General features: G+C 56.5%; 15 protein-coding genes. 10 read left to right on the top strand and 5 right to left on the bottom strand.

The annotated features are described in order from the left end of the window. The first annotated feature begins 21 nt into the window (after positions 1-21). Positions 22-165, top strand: a complete 144-nt coding sequence (locus tag Pla52nx_RS20685; RefSeq protein WP_342190211.1) for a hypothetical protein — start codon at positions 22-24, stop codon at positions 163-165. Then, positions 162-1,004 (top strand): hypothetical protein, encoded by an 843-nt coding sequence (locus tag Pla52nx_RS20690; RefSeq protein ID WP_197454703.1) that lies wholly within the window; start codon positions 162-164, stop codon positions 1,002-1,004. The genes Pla52nx_RS20685 and Pla52nx_RS20690 overlap by 4 nt, the downstream gene beginning before the upstream one ends. 301 nt (positions 1,005-1,305) lie before the next feature. Here the strand turns inward: Pla52nx_RS20690 and Pla52nx_RS20695 are convergent, their stop codons facing one another. Beyond that, positions 1,306-4,035 (bottom strand): serine/threonine-protein kinase, encoded by a 2,730-nt coding sequence (locus tag Pla52nx_RS20695; protein WP_146520866.1) that lies wholly within the window; start codon positions 4,033-4,035, stop codon positions 1,306-1,308. Between the two features lie 29 nt (positions 4,036-4,064). Further along, on the bottom strand, positions 4,065-4,697 hold the full coding sequence (locus tag Pla52nx_RS20700) for a sigma-70 family RNA polymerase sigma factor (protein ID WP_146520865.1): 633 nt from the start codon (positions 4,695-4,697) through the stop codon (positions 4,065-4,067). A 292-nt stretch (positions 4,698-4,989) separates the two neighbouring features. Here Pla52nx_RS20700 and Pla52nx_RS20705 point away from each other — a divergent pair, with 292 nt between their 5' ends. The 3 genes from Pla52nx_RS20705 (at position 4,990) to Pla52nx_RS20715 (ending at position 7,846) form a co-directional block, all read left to right on the top strand. After that, a complete protein-coding gene (locus Pla52nx_RS20705) occupies positions 4,990-5,589 on the top strand; it encodes an RNA polymerase sigma factor (RefSeq protein WP_146520864.1) in 600 nt (199 codons plus the stop codon). Positions 5,590-5,714: 125 nt separating this feature from the next. Further along, positions 5,715-6,875, top strand: coding sequence for a Gfo/Idh/MocA family protein (locus tag Pla52nx_RS20710; RefSeq protein ID WP_146520863.1), 1,161 nt, complete (start codon positions 5,715-5,717; stop codon positions 6,873-6,875). Then, positions 6,872-7,846 carry an ROK family protein gene (locus tag Pla52nx_RS20715; protein ID WP_146520862.1) on the top strand — a complete coding sequence of 325 codons (975 nt, stop codon included), beginning with the start codon at positions 6,872-6,874 and terminating at the stop codon, positions 7,844-7,846. Before Pla52nx_RS20710 ends, Pla52nx_RS20715 begins: the two co-directional genes overlap by 4 nt. Positions 7,847-8,190: 344 nt before the next feature. Here the strand turns inward: Pla52nx_RS20715 and Pla52nx_RS20720 are convergent, their stop codons facing one another. Further along, a complete protein-coding gene (locus tag Pla52nx_RS20720) occupies positions 8,191-8,610 on the bottom strand; it encodes an RrF2 family transcriptional regulator (protein WP_146520861.1) in 420 nt (139 codons plus the stop codon). A 239-nt stretch (positions 8,611-8,849) separates the two neighbouring features. Between Pla52nx_RS20720 and Pla52nx_RS20725 the strand changes: the two genes are divergently transcribed. Both Pla52nx_RS20725 and Pla52nx_RS20730 read left to right on the top strand, forming a co-directional pair. Further along, a complete protein-coding gene (locus Pla52nx_RS20725; protein WP_231742069.1) occupies positions 8,850-10,160 on the top strand; it encodes a hypothetical protein in 1,311 nt (436 codons plus the stop codon). A gap of 64 nt (positions 10,161-10,224) precedes the next feature. Beyond that, positions 10,225-11,448, top strand: coding sequence for a hypothetical protein (locus tag Pla52nx_RS20730; protein ID WP_146520860.1), 1,224 nt, complete (start codon positions 10,225-10,227; stop codon positions 11,446-11,448). A 240-nt stretch (positions 11,449-11,688) separates the two neighbouring features. On the opposite strand, the gene Pla52nx_RS20735 is transcribed toward Pla52nx_RS20730, so the two are convergent. Together Pla52nx_RS20735 and Pla52nx_RS20740 are read right to left on the bottom strand one after the other, a co-directional pair. Next, entirely contained in the window at positions 11,689-12,252 is a 564-nt protein-coding gene (locus Pla52nx_RS20735) for a DJ-1/PfpI family protein (protein ID WP_146520859.1), read from the bottom strand. Between the two features lie 150 nt (positions 12,253-12,402). Next, a complete protein-coding gene (locus tag Pla52nx_RS20740) occupies positions 12,403-13,743 on the bottom strand; it encodes a Gfo/Idh/MocA family protein (RefSeq protein ID WP_146520858.1) in 1,341 nt (446 codons plus the stop codon). A gap of 453 nt (positions 13,744-14,196) precedes the next feature. Between Pla52nx_RS20740 and Pla52nx_RS20745 the strand changes: the two genes are divergently transcribed. The 3 genes from Pla52nx_RS20745 to Pla52nx_RS20755 are packed head-to-tail and all read left to right on the top strand — an operon-like array spanning position 14,197 to position 19,073. Further along, positions 14,197-15,318 (top strand): KpsF/GutQ family sugar-phosphate isomerase, encoded by a 1,122-nt coding sequence (locus Pla52nx_RS20745; RefSeq protein WP_231742068.1) that lies wholly within the window; start codon positions 14,197-14,199, stop codon positions 15,316-15,318. Positions 15,319-15,328: 10 nt separating this feature from the next. Continuing rightward, positions 15,329-15,856, top strand: coding sequence for a KdsC family phosphatase (locus Pla52nx_RS20750; protein ID WP_146520857.1), 528 nt, complete (start codon positions 15,329-15,331; stop codon positions 15,854-15,856). Positions 15,857-15,911: 55 nt separating this feature from the next. Beyond that, complete coding sequence (locus tag Pla52nx_RS20755) at positions 15,912-19,073, top strand: hypothetical protein (RefSeq protein ID WP_146520856.1); 3,162 nt, start codon at positions 15,912-15,914, stop codon at positions 19,071-19,073. Positions 19,074-19,185: the final 112 nt, after the last annotated feature.

Below are 19,185 nucleotides of genomic sequence, written 5' to 3' on the forward strand. Positions count from 1 at the left end.
CAAAACTTACTTTTCTACCGAATGATGCTACAACGGAAAACGCTGGAACAACTCGTCTTGAGCTGTGGCCCTGAAATCATCTTAAAGCCAGAGATGAGGGTCGATGTGGGCTATGCGGAAACGGACAAGGCAATGCGAATTCAAACGGGATTGAGATTTCAATGAACGGCACGCTCACTCAGATGATTGCCCTTGTGTCAGCGATTCACGGTACGATGGATGGGCAGCGATACGACACTCGCGAACTCATGCAAAAGCCGAGTTTTTCCTATTGTAGCCGGATTGTTTTTATCGACGAGTTAGACGTGAATCGTCCTGATTCACGTGAACCAGAGGACCTGTCGCATTGGCTGGCGTCGTTGATCGACGACCGCGTCCAGAATGCTCGGCTGGCCTACGTTGGCAGCGATGAAACCATCGCCCCAGATCATCATGCACCAGATCATCAGCTCGCCGCTTTTGCCAACGGCGGTGGAACTTGGCAGATCGTGCTTTCCTTTCCAGATCGCAGCGAGCAATGGACATCACGATGGGTTGTGAAGAAGCCAGGTTTCTTTGCCGATCGTTCACGCATTTGGGAAGTGACTTATCGGATTTCCGCAAGGTCGGAGCTCGTCAACGCTCCACCGCCGGCGAGACTTTCGGAGGCCAAGACTCGGTTGAGACTGGCGTTGGACAGGATTCACGCGTTTGCAACGAAACACGCGTTGTCTATTTGGGCCGAAACCTTTGACAGGGCACGCAAGGTCTTGGAAGGCACCACTGAGCAGAATAGCGGCAACGAAACATTTTTTGTGTACCCGAACTGTTGTCCAAGAGATGCCAGGCAACTTTTTTCAGCCGCATCAGCCGCGTGGGTTTTTGGTGGGATGGGATCGTGGAACGATCTGGGATTTGATCCCGAATCCGAACACCGGGAATATGAAGAGCTATCCGCCGAGCTCTATCAAGCCATCCTGTTCGCGATCCAGCAAGGCAGCAACGCGTTCGGCTCCGAGGCATGAAGTCGCCTCGCCCAAGGAACGCTTCCTCAAAAAACAGCGTCGTGGATTTCGCCAGAAATCCCATGCGAAAGGAATTCTGGCGAATCCCACTACCTAGCCCGGATTATTCACGCGACTCACTGCGGTCTTCGCAATGCGTTTGCACGAAACGGTTTGCGCGTATTGGTACGAAAACAGTCTGGGCATATGAGCCGCCACGCGATAGCGTCCGGTTCTCACGCCTAAACTCGGGAACCGGACGCTATCGCGTGCCGGCTGATGAATAATCCGGGCTAGTGCGCAAGTAAATGTTTCGTTGCGTCTAAGTTGGCGCGTTAGCTTTGGCCATCAGTGATTCGAGCCTTCGCAGCATTCGGCGGCTGAAAGGAGAGTTGGGACGGAACTCGATGTAGCGACGTTGTTGTTCGATCGCTTCCTGGATCACCACTTGGGCTTCGGAGAGCTGTTCCATTTCGATCAAGTTCTCGCCGTGATCTTTGAGCGAAAAGGCGAACATCAGGTGGTAGACGGGGATGTCTGAAAATTGGGTGACGAGTGACCGATAGATTCTGACGGATTGCGACAGCGATTCATTGGCGGCGACTCGATCCGTTCGGCTCATGACGTCACCCAGTGTTTGAAGAGACTTTCCCAGGGCCGCGCGGTAACGCGGGATGGTTGGGTGACTCTGAGTCAGTTTTCTCGCCAATGAGACGGCTTTCCTGAGACGTTGCGAAAGTTCTTCCGACTCGACGTCACAGCGACGTGAATACGTCTCTGTCAGAATCTCGCTGAGTTCGCATTGGTAGTCCGGGACGTTTGGAAAATCCGTCACCAAGGATTCCAACAGAGAGATCCCGGACGATCGAATCCTGTTCAGTTCCTCCCGATTGTCTTCCCAAGGAGTCGCCTGCATGAAGACGTTGCGATAGGCGTGTGCGAGCGCCAATCGGTGCGAGGCATCTTGAGGATCATTCCCGACGATCTTTTCCAAGATGGCGACTGCCTGCCGATGATGTTGAGATGCGAGTCTGCCTTTCCCCAGCAGCCATAGTGTCGGGCCGAGATGATTATGCGTATTGGCCAGTTCGGCTTGGAATCGTGTATCGCCTACTTTGGAGGAGTTCTCCAGAACACGTTGTGCTTCGTCAAAGGCTATCTTTGCGGATTCGAATTCACTCTTTGCGAACAGAGTCAGTCCCATTTGGTTGAGCGTCCCCGCTTTCTCCAGTGCCAACTCCGCAGCACTATCGCCGGAGGTCTGATGCAGAGTGTCGGCGTTGAGAATCTGCAACGATCGGCGGTACGCATCTTCGGCTTTTTCGTGTTGTCCCAGTCGATCGTAGATATCCCCCACTCGCCGGTGAACTTTAGCGGTATCTCTCTGCAGCGTAATGTTGCTGGCGTTTTGCGCGGCGAATTGATCGTAAAACTTCAAAGCGTTTTGCAGCACAGCGGCGTTGTGATCTGAGACGGCGATCTGAAAGTTGACGTCGGAGGTGGTGGTCTCACCATCGCCTTCGACTTCGGACGTATAGGGATGAGCCATCCATCCTGAACCAAAGCGTTCGAGGATCTGGTCCATCGACTCCAGCGCCAGTGACAAGTTGGCTTCGGCGCGTTGATTCTCTGCGATTGCTTTTCGCCATTGTTTGCCGACGAGGGCAAAGGAGACGATGGCACCGAGCGCCAGTGTGGCGGTCAGGCCCGCGACAATCGGACTTCGTCGACTCCATCGCCACAAGCGTCCTGCCGGGCCGATCCTGCGGGCGTGTACCGGTCGTCCTTGAGTGAAACGCGTCAGGTCTTGAGCGAATTCGTCCATGGAATCGTATCGCTGTGACGGATCAAACGCGACGGCCTTTAGAATGATCGCTTCCAAGTCTTTGGGGGTCGCAGGATTGATTTGAGATGGTGGAGGAAAATCCGCCTTCTGAATTCTCTCGATCAATCTCAATCGACTTCGCTCGAAAAATGCCGGCTGCAGTGTCAGCAATTCATAGAGCGTCAGCCCCAATCCATAGATGTCAGCGTGTACGGTGTGACGACCGTCAAAACATTCGGGAGCCATGTAACGAAGGGTCCCCGCGATCTCTGCTTGCGATGAGGGGGGCTGCCCAGGTTCCGTTGCGATCTCGGCGTTGCCAGTTTCCAAAGAGGTGGCCAAGCCGAAATCGGAGACCCAGACCGTTCCATGTGGATCGAGAATCAGGTTGCTAGGTTTGATGTCACGGTGCAACACGTTTTGTCGGTGCGCGTACGCGACCGCTTGCGCGATCTGAATGCCAACGTCTGCAATCCAATTTCCGTCGATCCGGTCGGACGGGGAGACGGCATCGCTGAGATGGAATCGCGACTTCTTTGCTCTTGCTGAATCACCAGGGCGCTGCCACGTACCGCTGGATCCAGGATCCGGTGTGTCTCCGGCATCGGTCGATACCGGCTTGATTTGGCTCTGAGTGCTCGCGGAGGCAATCCGTCCATTGGGCGCAGGAGTTTTCTCTGACACGCTGGAACCGGGTTGCCCCGACATGCCGGTGATGTAGACGTCCAGCGGTACGCCGTCGATCCGCTGCATGACAAAAAAATGCAGGTCGTCGTGTTGTCCTACACCGAACACGGGCACGATGTTGGTGTGGTGCAGCTGGGCGGCAGTGCGGGCTTCTCGATGAAATCGTTCCAGCTGTCGAGAACTCTGCAGCATCTTTTTGGGAAACACCTTCACCGCAACGCGCCGGCGGAGCGATTGCTGCTCGGCTTCGTAGACGATGCCCATGCCACCACGACCGATTTCGCGCAGGATACGAAAATCGCCCAACTGTTTCAGATCTGCGATTTCACTGACCGTTGACGGTTCGGACGGCGCGACAGTGGATTGCTTGAATCGCTCCATCGCCAACATCGCTCGAAAGATCTTTCGGACTTCCCCTGACAATTCGGGATACACCTCTTCGTATTCGCTGATAGAAACGTTCTCGTTGGCCCGGCGGCGTTGCAAGAATTCCTCCGCAAGGACTTCGACCGGATTGCGGTCGTCTTCATTGATGATCATGTAGGGATCCTTCGTTGGACGCTGCAGATTCAGTCTTCATCGGCGAGTCCAGGAATGGAGTCAAGGATTTCACCCAGGCGAGCGAGTGCCCGCACGTATCGATTACTTGCTGCGGCTGGTTTCAAATCCAATACTTCAGCGACTTCGTTGTTTCGTAGTTCTTCGAAATGTCTTAATGCAAGGATCTCACGGTCCAGAGGGTCCATTGCTTCGATGGCCAGTTGAATCTGGTCGTGCAACTCGGCTTTCATCGCCAGTTGACTCGGCGAGGCCAGTCGCGCGGCAAGTTGAAACGCGATTGATGCGGATGTCGCCGTCGGATCGAATCGGTTCAGTGCCACCTCGTGGTTGACGCTTCTCATGTCGGTCGCGACGTGTCTGCGGTGGACATCAATCAAACGCTGGGCCGTGAGCTGTCGCAGCCAAATGTAAAACGATAGATCGGGTCTTTTTAGGTAGTGGCGAATCCGTTGGTGGGCATCGATGTAAACCTCCTGCAGGATATCCGACGCGTCCTCTCGCCCCCGCAACCGCCGGTCCAGGCGGAACTCGATCATACGCTTTAATCGACTCCGGTTCTGGGTGAACAATTCAACAAATGCGTGCTCGTCTCCGCAGCCGAGTCGCAGAATGAGTGAATCGTTGAGGCCATCGTGGGACATTGATATTCCTAAAAACGCAACTCACTCATTCTTTTACACTCCCTGCGCCCATCCGTGACTCATTTGCACCTGCCGGACGGCCAAATCTCCAAGGCAGCCTATCGCGGAGGGAAGATGCCTGAGCCCTCCCAAGCACCACCCTGCAGGGGGGTGAGGGCGTCGGTGGTCGGAATTGTCGCAGAAATCAACCTGAGGGGTGTAAAAGTGATCCTGTTTCCCGTTTCAACACCTCAGAACCACATTCGGACTGTCCAAACTCACGAACAAAAAACTCGACTTGGTAGCCCTCACGATGATCGCACCTGCTCGCCCCCCGCATTCCAGTGACATTGATACCGATCTGATGCTGCAGGCGAGCCTGGATGATGACGATGCGTTTGTGGAGTTGTACGACAAGCATCGCCACCGTGTGGTTCAGATGGTCAACAGCATGATGTGGAACAGTGGGCAGTCAGAGGATTTGGTGCAGCAGGTGTTTCTGAGGGCGTATCGTGCCAGAAAGCAGTTCGTGCCATCGGCGAAATTCACGACGTGGCTTTTCACCATCACCCGCAACACGGTTCTGAACTCGCAACGCACGCTTCGTCGGCGTCCAGAACCGCTGCTTCCCTCTCAAAGTCCGACCGAGTCTTTTCGGCTTGCTGATCTTGCTACATCGCGAGACGACGAGCCACTGGAGCGGATTTCGAGTCGCGAACGTAAGGAATGGGTCCGTCATGCGGTGAGCCAACTGAAAACGACTCAGCGAAGTGCCGTCGAGCTTGTCGACCTCAATGGCATGAGCTACCGAGAAGCCGCTGAGGAGATGGGCGTGACGATCGCATCTGTGAAGCAATTGTTAAGTCGGGGGCGGGTCAAGTTGCGTCAGATTTTGATGCCCTTGGAAAACTAGGCTTTGCTCGACTTCTTTTTTCTTTTGACGAGGATTCTGACGCTTAGGCGGAAAGTGGTGCTGTCCAGACGGATGGGCTCTGGTAACGTTGTGGTTTGCGCGTTCCACACTCTGTCCATCTGCTCATGACGAAACCATTCACGGCCGCCGTTGTCGGCACGGGGTTCATCGGCCCGGTGCATGTCGAAGCCTTGTTGCGTGCCGGGGTCAACGTTGCCGGCATCGTCGGCTCGACGCCCGAAAAATCTCAACAGGCAGCACGATCCCTGGGATTGGACAAAGGTTACGCGTCGCTGGATGAGGTTCTCGCTGATGAATCGGTCGACGTGGTGCATCTGGCCACGCCCAATCGCTTGCACTTTGAACAAGCGACAGCCGTGCTGAAGGCTGGCAAGCACGTGATGTGCGAGAAACCGCTGGCAATGAATTCCGACGAGTCTGCACAACTCGTGAAGCTGGCTGCGGAATCGGGATTGGTCGCCGGAGTAGCCTACAACATTCGCTTTTATCCGCTTTGTCACGAATCACGTGAACGCATTGCATCGACTGATTTTGGCGAAACGTTGCACGTGACCGGCAGCTACGTCCAAGACTGGCTGCTCAAACCGACCGATTTCAATTGGCGAGTGGTTGCGGCGGATGGCGGTGAACTACGCGCGGTTGCCGACATCGGAACGCACTGGCTGGACTTGATTCAGTTCATCACCGGCCAGCACGTCGTTGCCGTCTGCGCGGATTTGCAGACGGTCTATCCGACCAGGCATCGGCCGGTCGGCGGAGTGAAAACGTTTTCCGGCGAGGCGGACCGAGGCGAAACGGAACCGATTGAAATCACGACGGAAGACGCAGCAGCGATTCTGCTGAAATTCGCCAACGGTGCCCGTGGCTCTCTGTCGGTTTCCCAAGTCACTGCGGGGCGCAAAAACTGTTTGAGATTCGAAATCGCCGGGGCGCAGCAATCGATTTCGTTCAACAGTGAACAACCCAATCAGCTTTGGATCGGCCACCGCGATCGACCCAATGAAACACTCATTCGTGATCCCGGAACAATGTCCGCGTCCGCCGCAGCGATCGCGAATTACCCAGGCGGGCATAACGAAGGTTTTCCGGACACGTTCAAGCAACTGTTTCGAACCTTTTACGGATACATCGAATCGGGTGATCAAACGTCGGCGTGTCCATTTCCAACGTTTGCCGACGGGCATCGCGAAATCTTGCTTTGCGAAGCGATCCTGACAAGTCACCGGGAACAGCGTTGGGCACAAGTAGAGGAGGCTGGATCATGAAAGAATTATTCGCCGGCGTCGATCTCGGGGGCACCGCGGTCAAGGCGGCCATTGCGGACTCTGATGGCACGATCCTGACGCAAGATTCCATCGCCACGCATTCGCACGACGGCCCCAATGCCGTGCTGAAACGAATTGGCGAGTTTCTGGTCGACATGAGCAATCGTGTCTCGGACGGACATGGAACGCTCAGTGGCGTTGGCATGGGCGTCCCTGGATTGGTGGATGTCCAAAATGGGATCACAAAGTTTCTGCCGAATTTGACCACCCAATGGCGCGATGTGCCTGTGGCAGACCTGCTCTCTGATCAACTCGGCTGCCCGATTCGATTGCTCAATGACGTTCGCACCGCGACCCTCGGTGAGCTGCACTTTGGCCACGGACGGGACCGCCCGGACATCACGATGGTCTTCATCGCGTTGGGCACCGGAGTCGGCGGCGGACTAGTGATCGACGGCCGGCTACGTCTGGGTCCTCTCGGCGCGGCTGGCGAATTGGGGCACCAAACGATCTTGCCACAAGGTCCTCGATGTGGGTGCGGCAGCCGTGGTTGCCTGGAAACACTCGCCAGCGGACCGGCCATCGCATCGGAAGGCAGCCGGCTGATGCAAATCGGGCTCGCGCCGACCCTGCACGACTTGGTCGATGGTCAAGGAGACAATGTGACGACCAAAGCGATGTCGATCGCAGCGGAACACGATCCCGCGATCCGAGAAGCCATCGTGAATGCGGCAAGCTATGTCGGCATCGCCGTGGCCAACGTGATCACCACCCTGCACCCGGACATGATCGTGCTGGGAGGCGGTGTCGCGCAGTTCGGACGCATCCTGCTGGAAACGGTACGCGCCGTCGTCGCCGACCGGGTCCGCATGTTCCCCACCGAATCCATCGCGATCGAGCAATCGCAGCTCGGCGAACAAGCCGGCGTGATGGGTGCCGTCGCCCTCGCTCGAAGTCCAGTGGTGGATTGAGTCCAGGCCAGCCTGGTCTGTTCAAAAGGTCGGGGTTGTGGCACTACTACGCAGTACGGCTCAATGCGTATGGTTCGTGTTTGGGCGGATGGTGGTGTTCGTTTTCGACTTGGAAAGTCGAACGACAATCGTCGCTCGACTTTCCAAGTCGATAGCGTGCCCCGCCAAGCGTATTGCCATTGCTGATCGCTGACTTGCACCAACCGGCCCCCTCCCTCGCATTCGCCGAAAGGGCTCTGCTCGACCTCCCCCAAGCTCCTTGGGGGTGGTGACAGTGGACAAGCAATAGCGCCGAAACTTCGAGCCAATACCAAAGACCAAACAGCCTAGCCCGTTATCCCAGATTATGACTCACACAGCGGGATGATCGGGCTGGCAGACTCCACCAGCGATTTGATCGTCACATTCGCGAACGCTTTTTCCGTCGCCGCGTACGCTTGATCCAGCTCCTTGTGCAGCGGACACAGGTCCGTGTGTGACTTCAGCCCCAATGGGCAATCCTTGATTCGCTGAATCGGGTCGACCGTGTTGACCACATCCAGAATCGTCAGGGAGTCGGTGGGGCGTGAAAGCTCATAGCCGCCACCGGGTCCGGGCCTGCTGGTGACCAATCCCGAAGCGGCGAGGTCCTGCAGCACACGCGTCAAGTAACGGCGTGGAACCTTGGTCTGCTCGGCCAAGACATCCGCCGAAATAGGCTCACCCGTTCGGCTGCCCATGCAAGCAACGGCACGCAATGCGTACTCCGCGGTTTTAGAAAGCATCAAAAACGCCTAGTCGTGTAATAATGAATCTCGAAGGGGACCTTGACCGGCCGCCTTTTATTGTATACCTTGAGGTGCACTAATGCTTGTTCGCCGCGATTTTTTTGCACGGCGATCGGGCACAAGTGCATTGCCCCGCCATACTCGCTGCCAAACTTACTGCCGAATTCGCCGCCAAACTTGCTGCTGATTTCGCTGTCCCGCCACTCGTTTCGCTGCCCAATTCACCGCCCAATTCTATGTGTCGTACTCTGGGAATCGTTGTCGCCTTGCTCTCTGTCGCGTTCACGCTGGTTCGTGGCGCAAACGCTCAGCAAGCAGACTTCGAGCGACCACCGATCGATTATCTTAACGCCAAGGTCAATGATCCGGTCGCCCGGTTGGCAGAAAAAATTGCGGCCGGGTCCGTGACGCTGGAGTATGACGAAGGATTCGGTTTCCTCAAATCGGTCTTGGAGCACTTGGATGTGCCGCTCAGTTCTCAAACGTTGGTTTTTTCAAAGACAAGTTTGCAACTGAGCCGGATTTCACCGACTCGTCCCCGCGCGTTGTATTTTAACGATGACGTTTACGTGGGTTTTTGTCAGCGGGGCGATGTGCTGGAGTTTGCCGCGACGGACGCGAAGCAGGGTGCAACGTTTTACACCCTGAAACAAGACCGCGACGCAGTGCCAACTTTCGTGCGGGACAAGGGCGGTTGTCTTTCGTGCCACGCTTCCTCGCGAACGCAGAACGTACCGGGGTACTTGGTTCGCAGTGTGTTCCCTGACAGGTCAGGGCGGCCATTATTGGGCAATGGAACGTTCACCACCGATCACACCAGTGATTTTCGCGATCGATGGGGCGGTTGGTACGTGACGGGGCGGCATGGCAGCATGCGTCACATGGGCAACACCTTGTGTGGAGAGGATGACACTGATTTTGATCGGGAGTCGGGCGCCAACCGCACGGATTTGAATGACAAGTTCTCCGTGGATGCTTATTTGACGCCTCACAGCGACATCGTTGCGTTGATGGTGCTGGAGCATCAGACGCAGATGCATAATGCGATGGCTGCGGCCAATTATGAAACACGTCAAGCGTTGCATCAGTCGTATCAGATGAACGAGCTGTTGGATCGGCCTGCCGATCACATCAGCGAGAGCGCGCAACGTCGAATCGCGTCGTCATCGGAGCGAGTGCTGAAGCATTTGTTGATGTGCGACGAGTTTCAGTTGACCGATTCGGTCTCGGGAACGTCGGGCTTTGCGACTGACTTTGCTGAACGGGGCAAGAAAGATTCCCGTGGACGATCCCTGCGAGATCTCGATTTGAAGACGCGGGTTTTTCAATACCCTTGCAGCTATTTGATTTACTCGCCCGCCTTTGCCGGATTGCCAGACGAAGTCCGTTTGAAGGTGCTCGGTCGCCTACATGAAATACTGCGAGGTGACGATGATTCGCCCGAGTATTCCCATTTGAGCCCGACGATGCGGCGAGCAATTCTAGAAATCCTGGTGGACACGTTGCCGGAATTTGATTCTCTGCATCCTTCCGGCAACGCCAGTTGATCGGTCATTCCTCCACGAGATGTGCGCGATGAAGTCGCTGAGTGTTCTTTTTTGGCTGTGTCTGATGCCTTGCTGGTTCAACAACTTCGCGGTGGCCCAGTTTCAGCTGGACATCGAGGAGGCACCGTTTCACTACACGGAAACGAAAGCCGAAAATCGTGTGACACGTTTGATGGAGCGATTGGAGTCCCGGGAGCTCAAGCTCGAGTATTCGCCCCAGCAAGGTTACTTGCAGTCGTTGCTCAAAGAACTCGATATCCCCGAGTCGTCTCAAACGCTGGTGTTTTCAAAAACCAGCATGCAGGTGCGTTACATTTCACGGCACAACCCGCGAGCCATCTACTTCAACGACGACACGTACGTTGGCTGGGTCAACGGCAGCTCACTGGCGGAGATCTCGACCACGGATCCGAAGCTCGGAGCAGCGTTTTACACCGTCGACATGATGCCATGGCGTGCCAAGATTCAGCGAGCCGACTACGACTGCTTGGCCTGCCACTCCACATCAATGACGCAGGGGGTACCTGGACATACGATTCGCAGTGTCTTGACGACGTTTGATGGCAGCATCGATTCGCAAAAACAGTCCTTCATCACCAGCGATGCCAGTCCGTTTTCTCAGCGTTGGGGCGGATGGTACGTCACCGGTCGGCACGGTGACATGAAACACATGGGCAATGCTTACCTCAAAGCAGGAATGTTGGACACCTCGGCCAACGGCAATTGGACTCATGTGCGAGACGAGTTCGATACTCAAAACTATCTGTCGCCCTACAGCGATATCGTGGCATTGATGGTGCTGGAGCATCAAACGCAAATGCACAACGAAATGACTCGGGCGGATTTTGTGGTCAGACAGATGCTGCACCAGCAAGGCTCTGCACCGACCGACGCTGAGGAATGGAAAGTGCAGCTGGCAAGCGTTGCCAAGCGGGTCGTCGATAGAATGCTATTTTGCGACGAAGCCCCTTTGACGAGCGAGGTCAAAGGCTCAGTGGTTTTTGCCGATCACTTCACTCGCCGTGGGCCATCAGATTCCAGCGGACGCTCCTTGCGGGATTTTGATCTGCAGACACGAATGTTCCGCTACCCACTGAGTTATCTGATTTACTCGGACGCCTTTGACTCGCTGCAGGATTGTTTAAAACAGGAAGTGTGTCGCCAGTTGGAGGCCGTCTTGACCGGCAAGAACCAGTCGGAGGAATACGCGCATCTTGATGCAACGTGCCGAGCTGACATCGTGCAGATCCTCAGAGAAACGAAACCCGACGTGATTCGTGCACGCTAGCCCGGATTATGCACGCGATTCACAACAGTCATCGCAACACGTTTGCGTGAAACCGCTTGCGCGGATGCGCACGAAAACAGTCTGCGCACATCAGCCGCCACGCGATAGCGTCCGGTTGTTGCACCTATACACGGGAACCGGACGCTATCGCGCCAGCGGCTGATGAATAATCCGGGCTAGTAACGAGCGCCCATTTACCGCCGTAGTGGACGAGATGCGGGGTACTCGTGCCCTCGTCCACTACGAGATGCGTTGGTTAGCCAACAGCATTTCGATCCAGGGGCCGACGTATGCGCCGTTGTCGTGGAACGTTCGTCCGCTGAACAGGTTTCCGTCGATGACGCAGGGTTCGTTGACGAAGATTCCGCCACAGACTTCCAAGTCAAATTGGCACTTCGGGACCGTCGCCATCCGCCGACCGCGAACACAATCTGCGTAGGCGGGGATTTCGACCCCGTGACACACACTTGCGATCGGCTTTCCTTCGGCAAAGAAATGCTTGGTGATCCGCACGAGGTCTTTGTCGTAGCGGATGTACTCGGGCGCGCGACCGCCGGAGAACATGATCCCGGCGTACTCGGACTCGTTGACTTCACTGAACGGAACGTCACACTCCAGCGTGTACCCTTCCCACTCCTTGGTGATCGTCCACCCCGGTTTGATTTCGTGCAAGACGAGTTGGTAGCGACGTTTTTCGGGTGCCGTCACCACGGGCTCAAAACCGGCTTCTTGCAGTCGATAGTAGGGATACATCGTGTCGAGCAATTCGGTTGCGTCGCCGATAACAATCAAGACTTTGTTCATAGGGGGGCTGATCTGGTAGGGTGTGGGCTAGTGTTGCGATCTAAATTTGACCTTGATTGGAAAAGATTCAAGTACCAGCACGAAGCTCAAGTCGCGGCTTGGGCACTCGTGAAAAGACTGGTTGGAATGGGATTGTATCGTCGGACGTGACTACACCGTCTCGAAACCGGAACGCTGCTCACGCTTGAGGTGCCCGTTGGCTTCGTCGTCCCCCACGAACACTTCTTTGCTGGGGTCCCATTTCAGCGGGCGTCCCAGTTTCATGGAAATGTTGGCTAGGTGACAAGTGCTGACGCTGCGATGCTGTCCTTCGATGTCCGAGATCGTTTTTCGACGGGTATCGATGCAGTCAAAGAAGTTGCCCATGTGATTGATGATGGCGTCCAGTTTTCCCGTCCGTTCGGGGCGTTCCAAGTTGTCATCTTGGTAGACACCAAACGACCCGCGTGGCAACGGATTGTCGGCCAGTTGCTCGACGGGCGCACCGGAGATCACCCCGCGATTGACAAAGATCCGGCCCTGGTCTCCCTCGAACATGATCCCATTGCGTCCTTCGTCCATGATGCGTAGCTCGACTCCGTTGGCGTACTGGATCGTTGCGCCGAAGTCGGTTGCGACGTTGTACCCGTTTTGGACGTTGGGATACTTGGCGATCCCATCGATGTGGACGGGCAAGCTATCGATGGCCCATTGGGCGATGTCGATATGGTGTGCTCCCCAGTCGGTCATCTTTCCGCCAGAGTATTCCTGCCACCAGCGAAAGGTGTAATGGCATCGCTCGGGAATGTAGGGCACGTCAGGCGTTTGTCCTTGCCAAAGATTCCAGTTGAGGTTGCCGGGGACCGGGGCGGTTTGGAAGGGGCCACCGGTCGGGTTTTTGTCGGTCGCGCAGGTCACCCGTTGCAGTTTGCCGACGCGTCCTTGGCGAACCATCTCGACGGCCAAGCGAAAGAGGTGGTCGCTGCGTTGCCACGTGCCGACTTGAACGACCTGCTTTGTATCGCCGATGGTGTCACGCAGCACCTTGCCTTCGTCGATCGTCAGGGTCAGCGGTTTTTCGCAGTAGACGTCTTTGCCTGCGCGAACCGCATCGATCAGCATTTTGGTATGCCAATGATCAGGAGTGGCGATCAGGACCACGTCAACATCCTTGCGTGCCAGCAAATCCTGGTAGTCTTCAAAGATGCGTGGGGTGCTGCCAAAACTCGCTCGCGCTTGTTCTCTCACGTGACGGTCGATGTCGGCGATCGCCACCACGTCGCCGTACAATCGAGCTTTCTCGGTGATCACGCTGCCCTGGTACCGCATGCCGATCGCGCCGATTCCCAAACGCTCCACCCGAGCGGCGGGCTTTTCGTTCGGTTCGGCGGCAGTGGCGCGGTCGCCGGAACCTGAGTTCAATGCACCGACCCCTAGAGAGGCAAGGGTCATGCCTGCGGAAAGGGAAGCGGCGGAGCCGAGAAATTGACGACGCGAACCTTCAGACGACATGTTGACCTCGGGTGAAAAGTGGGGGGAGAGTGGAATCAGGACGACAGTCGGTCGAAGATTCCGGCGGGTGGATGGCACCATTGTAGAAGGATTGAACGAGCAAGTGTCGTCTCAGGTGCGACAAACTCATCACTAGTGCATCGTCCAGTCTTAGAACGTGGGTTCGGTAGATGAGCCGTTTTGGCGTTAGCCACGGTTTTTGACACAACCGTGGCTAACGCCAAAACGGCTAACGCCAAAATCAAGACCGGATGATGCACTAGGTGTCGAGCGGACTGGCCAAACGCCGGGAATGCTATCAATCCTGGGTGTTTTTTGCCCCCGGGAGGTCTGTTCGCCGGTGAATCACGTTGCCTCTGGAGAGTCGCATCCTGTAACGTGCGGCAACTGAGCTGAATGCACCGGTCAATGGAATTGCCGGTCGAACCGTCGTTGCCAAGGAAGGATTTCAAGGTGTCATCTGCAAGTTCGCGGTCTCGCGAATCCCTCGGCGAACTTTCCACGCCCGTGGTTCCTCAATCATTGGTGGAAAGACTGCGAATGTTGCGGGAAACCGTTACCGCAGAGGCCAATGCGATCGCCGCAGCGGCAAAACTGTTGACGGCGGACGCGGTGCAAGCCGCCGAGATGACGGCGCAGTGTGACGGATGCGTCGTGGTCACCGGGGTCGGCAAAGCAGGGTTGGTCGGCCAGAAGCTGGTGGCGACGTTGGCGAGCACGGGGACGCCGGCTCATTTTTTGCATCCCGCAGAAGCCGTCCATGGGGATTTGGGGCGTGTCCGCGAAAACGACCTCGTTTGGGCGATCTCCAATTCGGGACGCAGTGAAGAAATCACACGCATTGCATCCATTTTGCGTCATCAATCCAGCGGCTTGATCGCCATCACGGCGGATAAAGAAAATCCGCTTGCCGCCGCGGCCGACTGCGTGGTCACGATCGGTCATCATAGCGAATGCTGCCCCAACGGTTTGGCGCCGACAGCCAGCACGGCGGTGATGATGGCCGTGGGCGACGCGATTGCGATGTTGGTCAGCCAGCTCAAGCAGTTCACGCCACAGGACTTTGCAAAGTTTCATCCGGGCGGATCCCTGGGGCGAAAACTCGCGACCGTTCAACAATACATGCGTCCCCTGTCGGCATGCCGCGTTGCAAGTGAGACGGCAACCATTCGCCAAGCCATCGTCACTCGCAGCGATTGTGGACGACGCAGTGGCGCGGTGATGCTGATCAATGACAGCGGCCAACTGAGCGGAATCTTTACCGACAGCGATCTTGCTCGGCTGTTCGAAACCGGTGACGACAGCGCCACCGACACACCGATCGCGAGCAAGATGACATCGCGGCCACACAGTATCGCGACAGGTGTACTGCTCAATGATGCCATCGCCCGCATGTCGCGTCATCGAATCAGTGAGCTGCCCGTGGTGGATACGGATCACAAGCCCGTTGGGATGCTCGACATCACGGATTTGATCGCGTTGGGCGAAGTCGACGATACGTTTCGCGCCAGCGTTCCTCTGACGCGTCCGCGTCTCAGTGTTTCACACGCGACCCCCAACTCGTCATCCCAATAAACGACCACGCATGCCCTTCAAACTTCAGTCCGAATCAGAGACCGCTCTGCCGATCACGTGCATTCTGTCGGATGTCGACGGCGTGATGACGGATGGCAAGATCATTTATGATGCTGCCGGATTGGAGACAAAATGTTTTCATGTTCGAGACGGGTTGGGGGTCAAGCTTTGGATGCAAAGCGGATTCCAGTTTGGGATCATCACCTCTCGTCAGAGTGAGATCGTGCGTCGACGCGCGACCGAGTTGGGGATCCAGCACGTCAGCCAAGGCCAAGAACAGAAGTGGCCCGAGGCCGTGGGGATGATGGCGGCGCTAAAGTGCAAGCCAGAAAACGTTTGCTATGTGGGCGACGATTTGCCGGACATTCCCGTCATGCAACGCGTCGGACTGGCGGTCGCCCCCGCCGATGCGGCAACGGATACGCGTCGTGCCGCCCAATGGATTCTACGCAGTCGTGGCGGCGAAGGAGCCCTGAGAGAGTTAATCGAGCGACTGCTGCGCAGCAAGCAACGTTGGGAGGAACATCTCTGCCATTGATCCAACGTCACGACTCTGTGTGACTTAGGAGAAATCGTCGGCTGATCACTCAATCATGTTGCGAAAGCTTGCCCATTACTTCACCGCACTTTTCATTCTCATCGGGATGGCTGCTGCCTACAACGCGGCAGCCACCCAGTGGTTGCGTCCCCCTGTCATCGCGATGGTGCCCGCCCGTCAACCGACCGCTCAGCCGGAGCTGAAAGACAACGTTCGGGACCTGTTCGCACCTGGCGACTGGCAACTGGGTGAATGCCGACGTTTGTTGACGCCCAACGGAACGTTGCTGTTCAACAACTGGCAGCAGACGTCGGATTATGAATGGAAACTTTGGCCGATCACGTTGATCGTGGGTCGCGGATTCGGCGACGATCAGTCCGACGAGCCGCTCGTGCTGACAGCGGAGGAAGGTGCGGAATTATTGTTCTCCAAGTCCTTTGACATGACCGACGGCAGTGCACCACCGATTCAGCGTGGTCGCATGCTCGGTAAGGTCTCCATCAAGCGACGTAGCAAGACCAGTCCGAATCAGTCACTTGCGTTGCAAACCAGCAACGTCGGAATCGACAACCAAAAAATATGGACCACCGAAACGATCAAGATGACCATCGGCAGCGCGATGCTGATCGGGCAAAACTTGACCATCAAGCTCGCATCGACGGCATCACGGGCAGCAGCAGGCCAGTCCGACCGATCGATCCTCGACTCGATGGAGTTGGTGTACCTCAAGCAGCTCGACATTCCCTTGGATGATTTCATCAACAAGTCTCCGCCGACGAATGCTGGTGACGTTGCAAAACGGAGACCGGCGGGAACGGTTTCGATCAACTGTGACGGGATGCTGCTCTATGATTTCCTGATCGATCAACTCTCGGTCCGCGACAAGATCGAGTTGCTGTATCGTGTGCCGGGTGAACCCGACGGCCGATTCTCCTGCGATCAACTCGATCTGGTGCTTCGTGATCCGATCAACTCCAAGCTCAAACGCGATGGGCCGATGGACTGGCTGGATCGCTTCAAAGCGGTGGGAAATCCCGCCGCGATGGATTTCCCGTCTCAAAATCTTCAAATCGTGGCCGAAGAAATCAACTTCGACGCGATCAACGGCTGGATGCGTGCTCACGGCAGCACCGGCGTTCAGCTACGTCGTGGAGCCATCGGCGCCAGGCTGTCGCGATTTGAGTACCTTTATCGCCCCGACCGACCAGAGGAACTGGGAACGATCGATGCACAAGGAGCCGGTATCGTCACGGTGGATGATCCAAACATTCCTGTCGCTCAAATCCGTTGGCGCGACGGATGCCGAATCGAGCCCCAAGATCGCACTTCACTCAGCGATCTGCGAGATCAAACCTTGACGAGCAAGGTCAATGTTTTTCTCGATGGAGCAGTGTTCGCAAAACTGACCGACGGCGGCGAGTTCCACGCGGACTCTGTGCAGGGTGTCTTTCAACCGGGGCCGTCACGTTCGCCAACGATCGAACTGGCGGCCACTCCAGCGTTGGAAACACGAGACCCAAGCGGGCTTTCTCCGTCCACCGTGTTGCAGCCTTTGGTTTCCACTTCGTCGACCAAGACACGCGGTTCGACTCAAACCTTGGTTCCCGACCGCGTCCAAGCCACCGGGAACGTCTCCATCGACTCCCGGGCGCTCGAAGCCACTGCGAATGCGGTCTATATTCAGTTCAAACATTTGATCGACCCATTCCCACCGGAAAGCGGCAACTCGGCTGCCGGTCTTGCCGGCAACACAACCTCGGGGGGCACGTCGGGATCTGTGCTCAGGCAATGGGTCGGCCAGCCCCAGAACGCTGACGGCACCAGTCCCCCGGTATCGCGTCCACGTCCATCGATTCACGGCGATCAAGTCAGCGTGATGCTGCAGTTGACCAACAACGTGGTCACGGCGCAAGACCTGAGCGCAACCGGAGGCGTCGAACTGCATCACACGCTCGCCGCGGGCGATCAAATGCTGCGAGCCAAGATGTCAGGCGACCAATTGCGCATGATCGATGGTGGTGGAGCGGACCTGCTGCAATTGGGCAGCGGCCCAGAATCGCCTGCTCGTTTTGAACTCGGCGACGGATACTTCGTCGGTCCCATGATCCGAGTTTGGCCATCACAGAATCAGATCCGAATCGACGGCGCCGGTGAGTTCATGATGCCAACGGCGGTGATGCCCGCATCGCTCGACGAAAGAGCTGAATCGAGAATCCAGTGGGTTCGTCCACCGCATTGCCAATGGAACGGGGACATGCAGTTTGATGGACGCATGGCCGTGTTGACCGGCGGTGTTCAGATCAAAGCCGCCTTGATCCAGAATCTGGAACCGTGGGCCATTCACGTGCAAGGCCAACGAATGGAGATCGATTTGTCCACCCCTGTCGATGTCCAGCAGACGGCCAGCATGCAGCAAGCAAGTATCTCTCAAATTCGTCTGATCCAAGGACCCGGTGAGATGGTGGTCGCGCAAGCCGAACAGCATGACCAACACGGGCAGGTGCTTTCTCGGCACGAGATGCTTGCGAGGCAGATCTTTTTGGAACCATCCGCCGGTGGCAATCTGCTGGCAAGCGGCCCGGGCTCTTATCGCGGATGGATGCTGACCCCGCGCGGTGCTTCCTTGACCGGTCAACTCGGCGGATCCGAAACCACCGAACGCACGAAACCTTCAACGGACGCACCCGTGCTCAACGGTTTGCACCTCACCTTTCACCATTCGATGCGTGCGGATCTCGGGACGAAGATGCTCTCGTTCCTCGGTGGTGTGCGTGCGGGACTTCGTGAACTGGACAACTGGGAGCAAAGTGTTGACGTTAGGCAGATGGAGCAACTGGCGGTCGGCGAATCGACGCTCGATTGCAATGATCTGCGTTTCGGAATCTCGCCGGACGTCTCTCCGGCTCTAAAGTCGATTCCGGGATACCCGATGCCTTGGGAGATGGAGGCCGTCGGCGGGGTGCTTGTCAAGTCTCGTGATGAATCGGGAATCCTGCAGTGCACCGCCGGACGCGCGTCGTACGCGTCGCAAAAAGGTCGTTTGATCATCCAACGTTCCGCCGATGCCAGTGCAACGATCAGTCAACGATTGGCCAATGGCAAACCGGGGCCAAGTTTCCGAGTGTCTCAAGCGTCCATCGATCCAAAGACCTTGAACTTCAACACGCACCTGGAGGAAGCAACGATCGGAACCCTGCCCGGCACGGGAAACCGCTAGCCCATTCTTCCGTAATCAATCGAAAGTCATGTTCTGCATGACAAATCCGGCACGCAGTGAGGCTGGTTTGCAACCTGCCAATACCGGTAGGTCATGCTTTGCATGACGAAAT

Source organism: Stieleria varia (genome assembly GCF_038443385.1).
GTDB lineage: Bacteria > Planctomycetota > Planctomycetia > Pirellulales > Pirellulaceae > Stieleria > Stieleria varia.

Coding starts and splice junctions, on each gene's coding strand:
- Pla52nx_RS20725 (WP_231742069.1), top strand. CDS start 8,850: ATGTGTCGTACTCTGGGAATCGTTGTCGCCTTGCTCTCTGTCGCGTTC.
- Pla52nx_RS20695 (WP_146520866.1), bottom strand. CDS start 4,035: ATGATCATCAATGAAGACGACCGCAATCCGGTCGAAGTCCTTGCGGAG.
- Pla52nx_RS20710 (WP_146520863.1), top strand. CDS start 5,715: ATGACGAAACCATTCACGGCCGCCGTTGTCGGCACGGGGTTCATCGGC.
- Pla52nx_RS20690 (WP_197454703.1), top strand. CDS start 162: ATGAACGGCACGCTCACTCAGATGATTGCCCTTGTGTCAGCGATTCAC.
- Pla52nx_RS20750 (WP_146520857.1), top strand. CDS start 15,329: ATGCCCTTCAAACTTCAGTCCGAATCAGAGACCGCTCTGCCGATCACG.
- Pla52nx_RS20730 (WP_146520860.1), top strand. CDS start 10,225: ATGCCTTGCTGGTTCAACAACTTCGCGGTGGCCCAGTTTCAGCTGGAC.
- Pla52nx_RS20740 (WP_146520858.1), bottom strand. CDS start 13,743: ATGTCGTCTGAAGGTTCGCGTCGTCAATTTCTCGGCTCCGCCGCTTCC.
- Pla52nx_RS20735 (WP_146520859.1), bottom strand. CDS start 12,252: ATGAACAAAGTCTTGATTGTTATCGGCGACGCAACCGAATTGCTCGAC.
- Pla52nx_RS20700 (WP_146520865.1), bottom strand. CDS start 4,697: ATGTCCCACGATGGCCTCAACGATTCACTCATTCTGCGACTCGGCTGC.
- Pla52nx_RS20705 (WP_146520864.1), top strand. CDS start 4,990: ATGATCGCACCTGCTCGCCCCCCGCATTCCAGTGACATTGATACCGAT.
- Pla52nx_RS20685 (WP_342190211.1), top strand. CDS start 22: ATGATGCTACAACGGAAAACGCTGGAACAACTCGTCTTGAGCTGTGGC.
- Pla52nx_RS20715 (WP_146520862.1), top strand. CDS start 6,872: ATGAAAGAATTATTCGCCGGCGTCGATCTCGGGGGCACCGCGGTCAAG.
- Pla52nx_RS20720 (WP_146520861.1), bottom strand. CDS start 8,610: ATGCTTTCTAAAACCGCGGAGTACGCATTGCGTGCCGTTGCTTGCATG.
- Pla52nx_RS20755 (WP_146520856.1), top strand. CDS start 15,912: ATGTTGCGAAAGCTTGCCCATTACTTCACCGCACTTTTCATTCTCATC.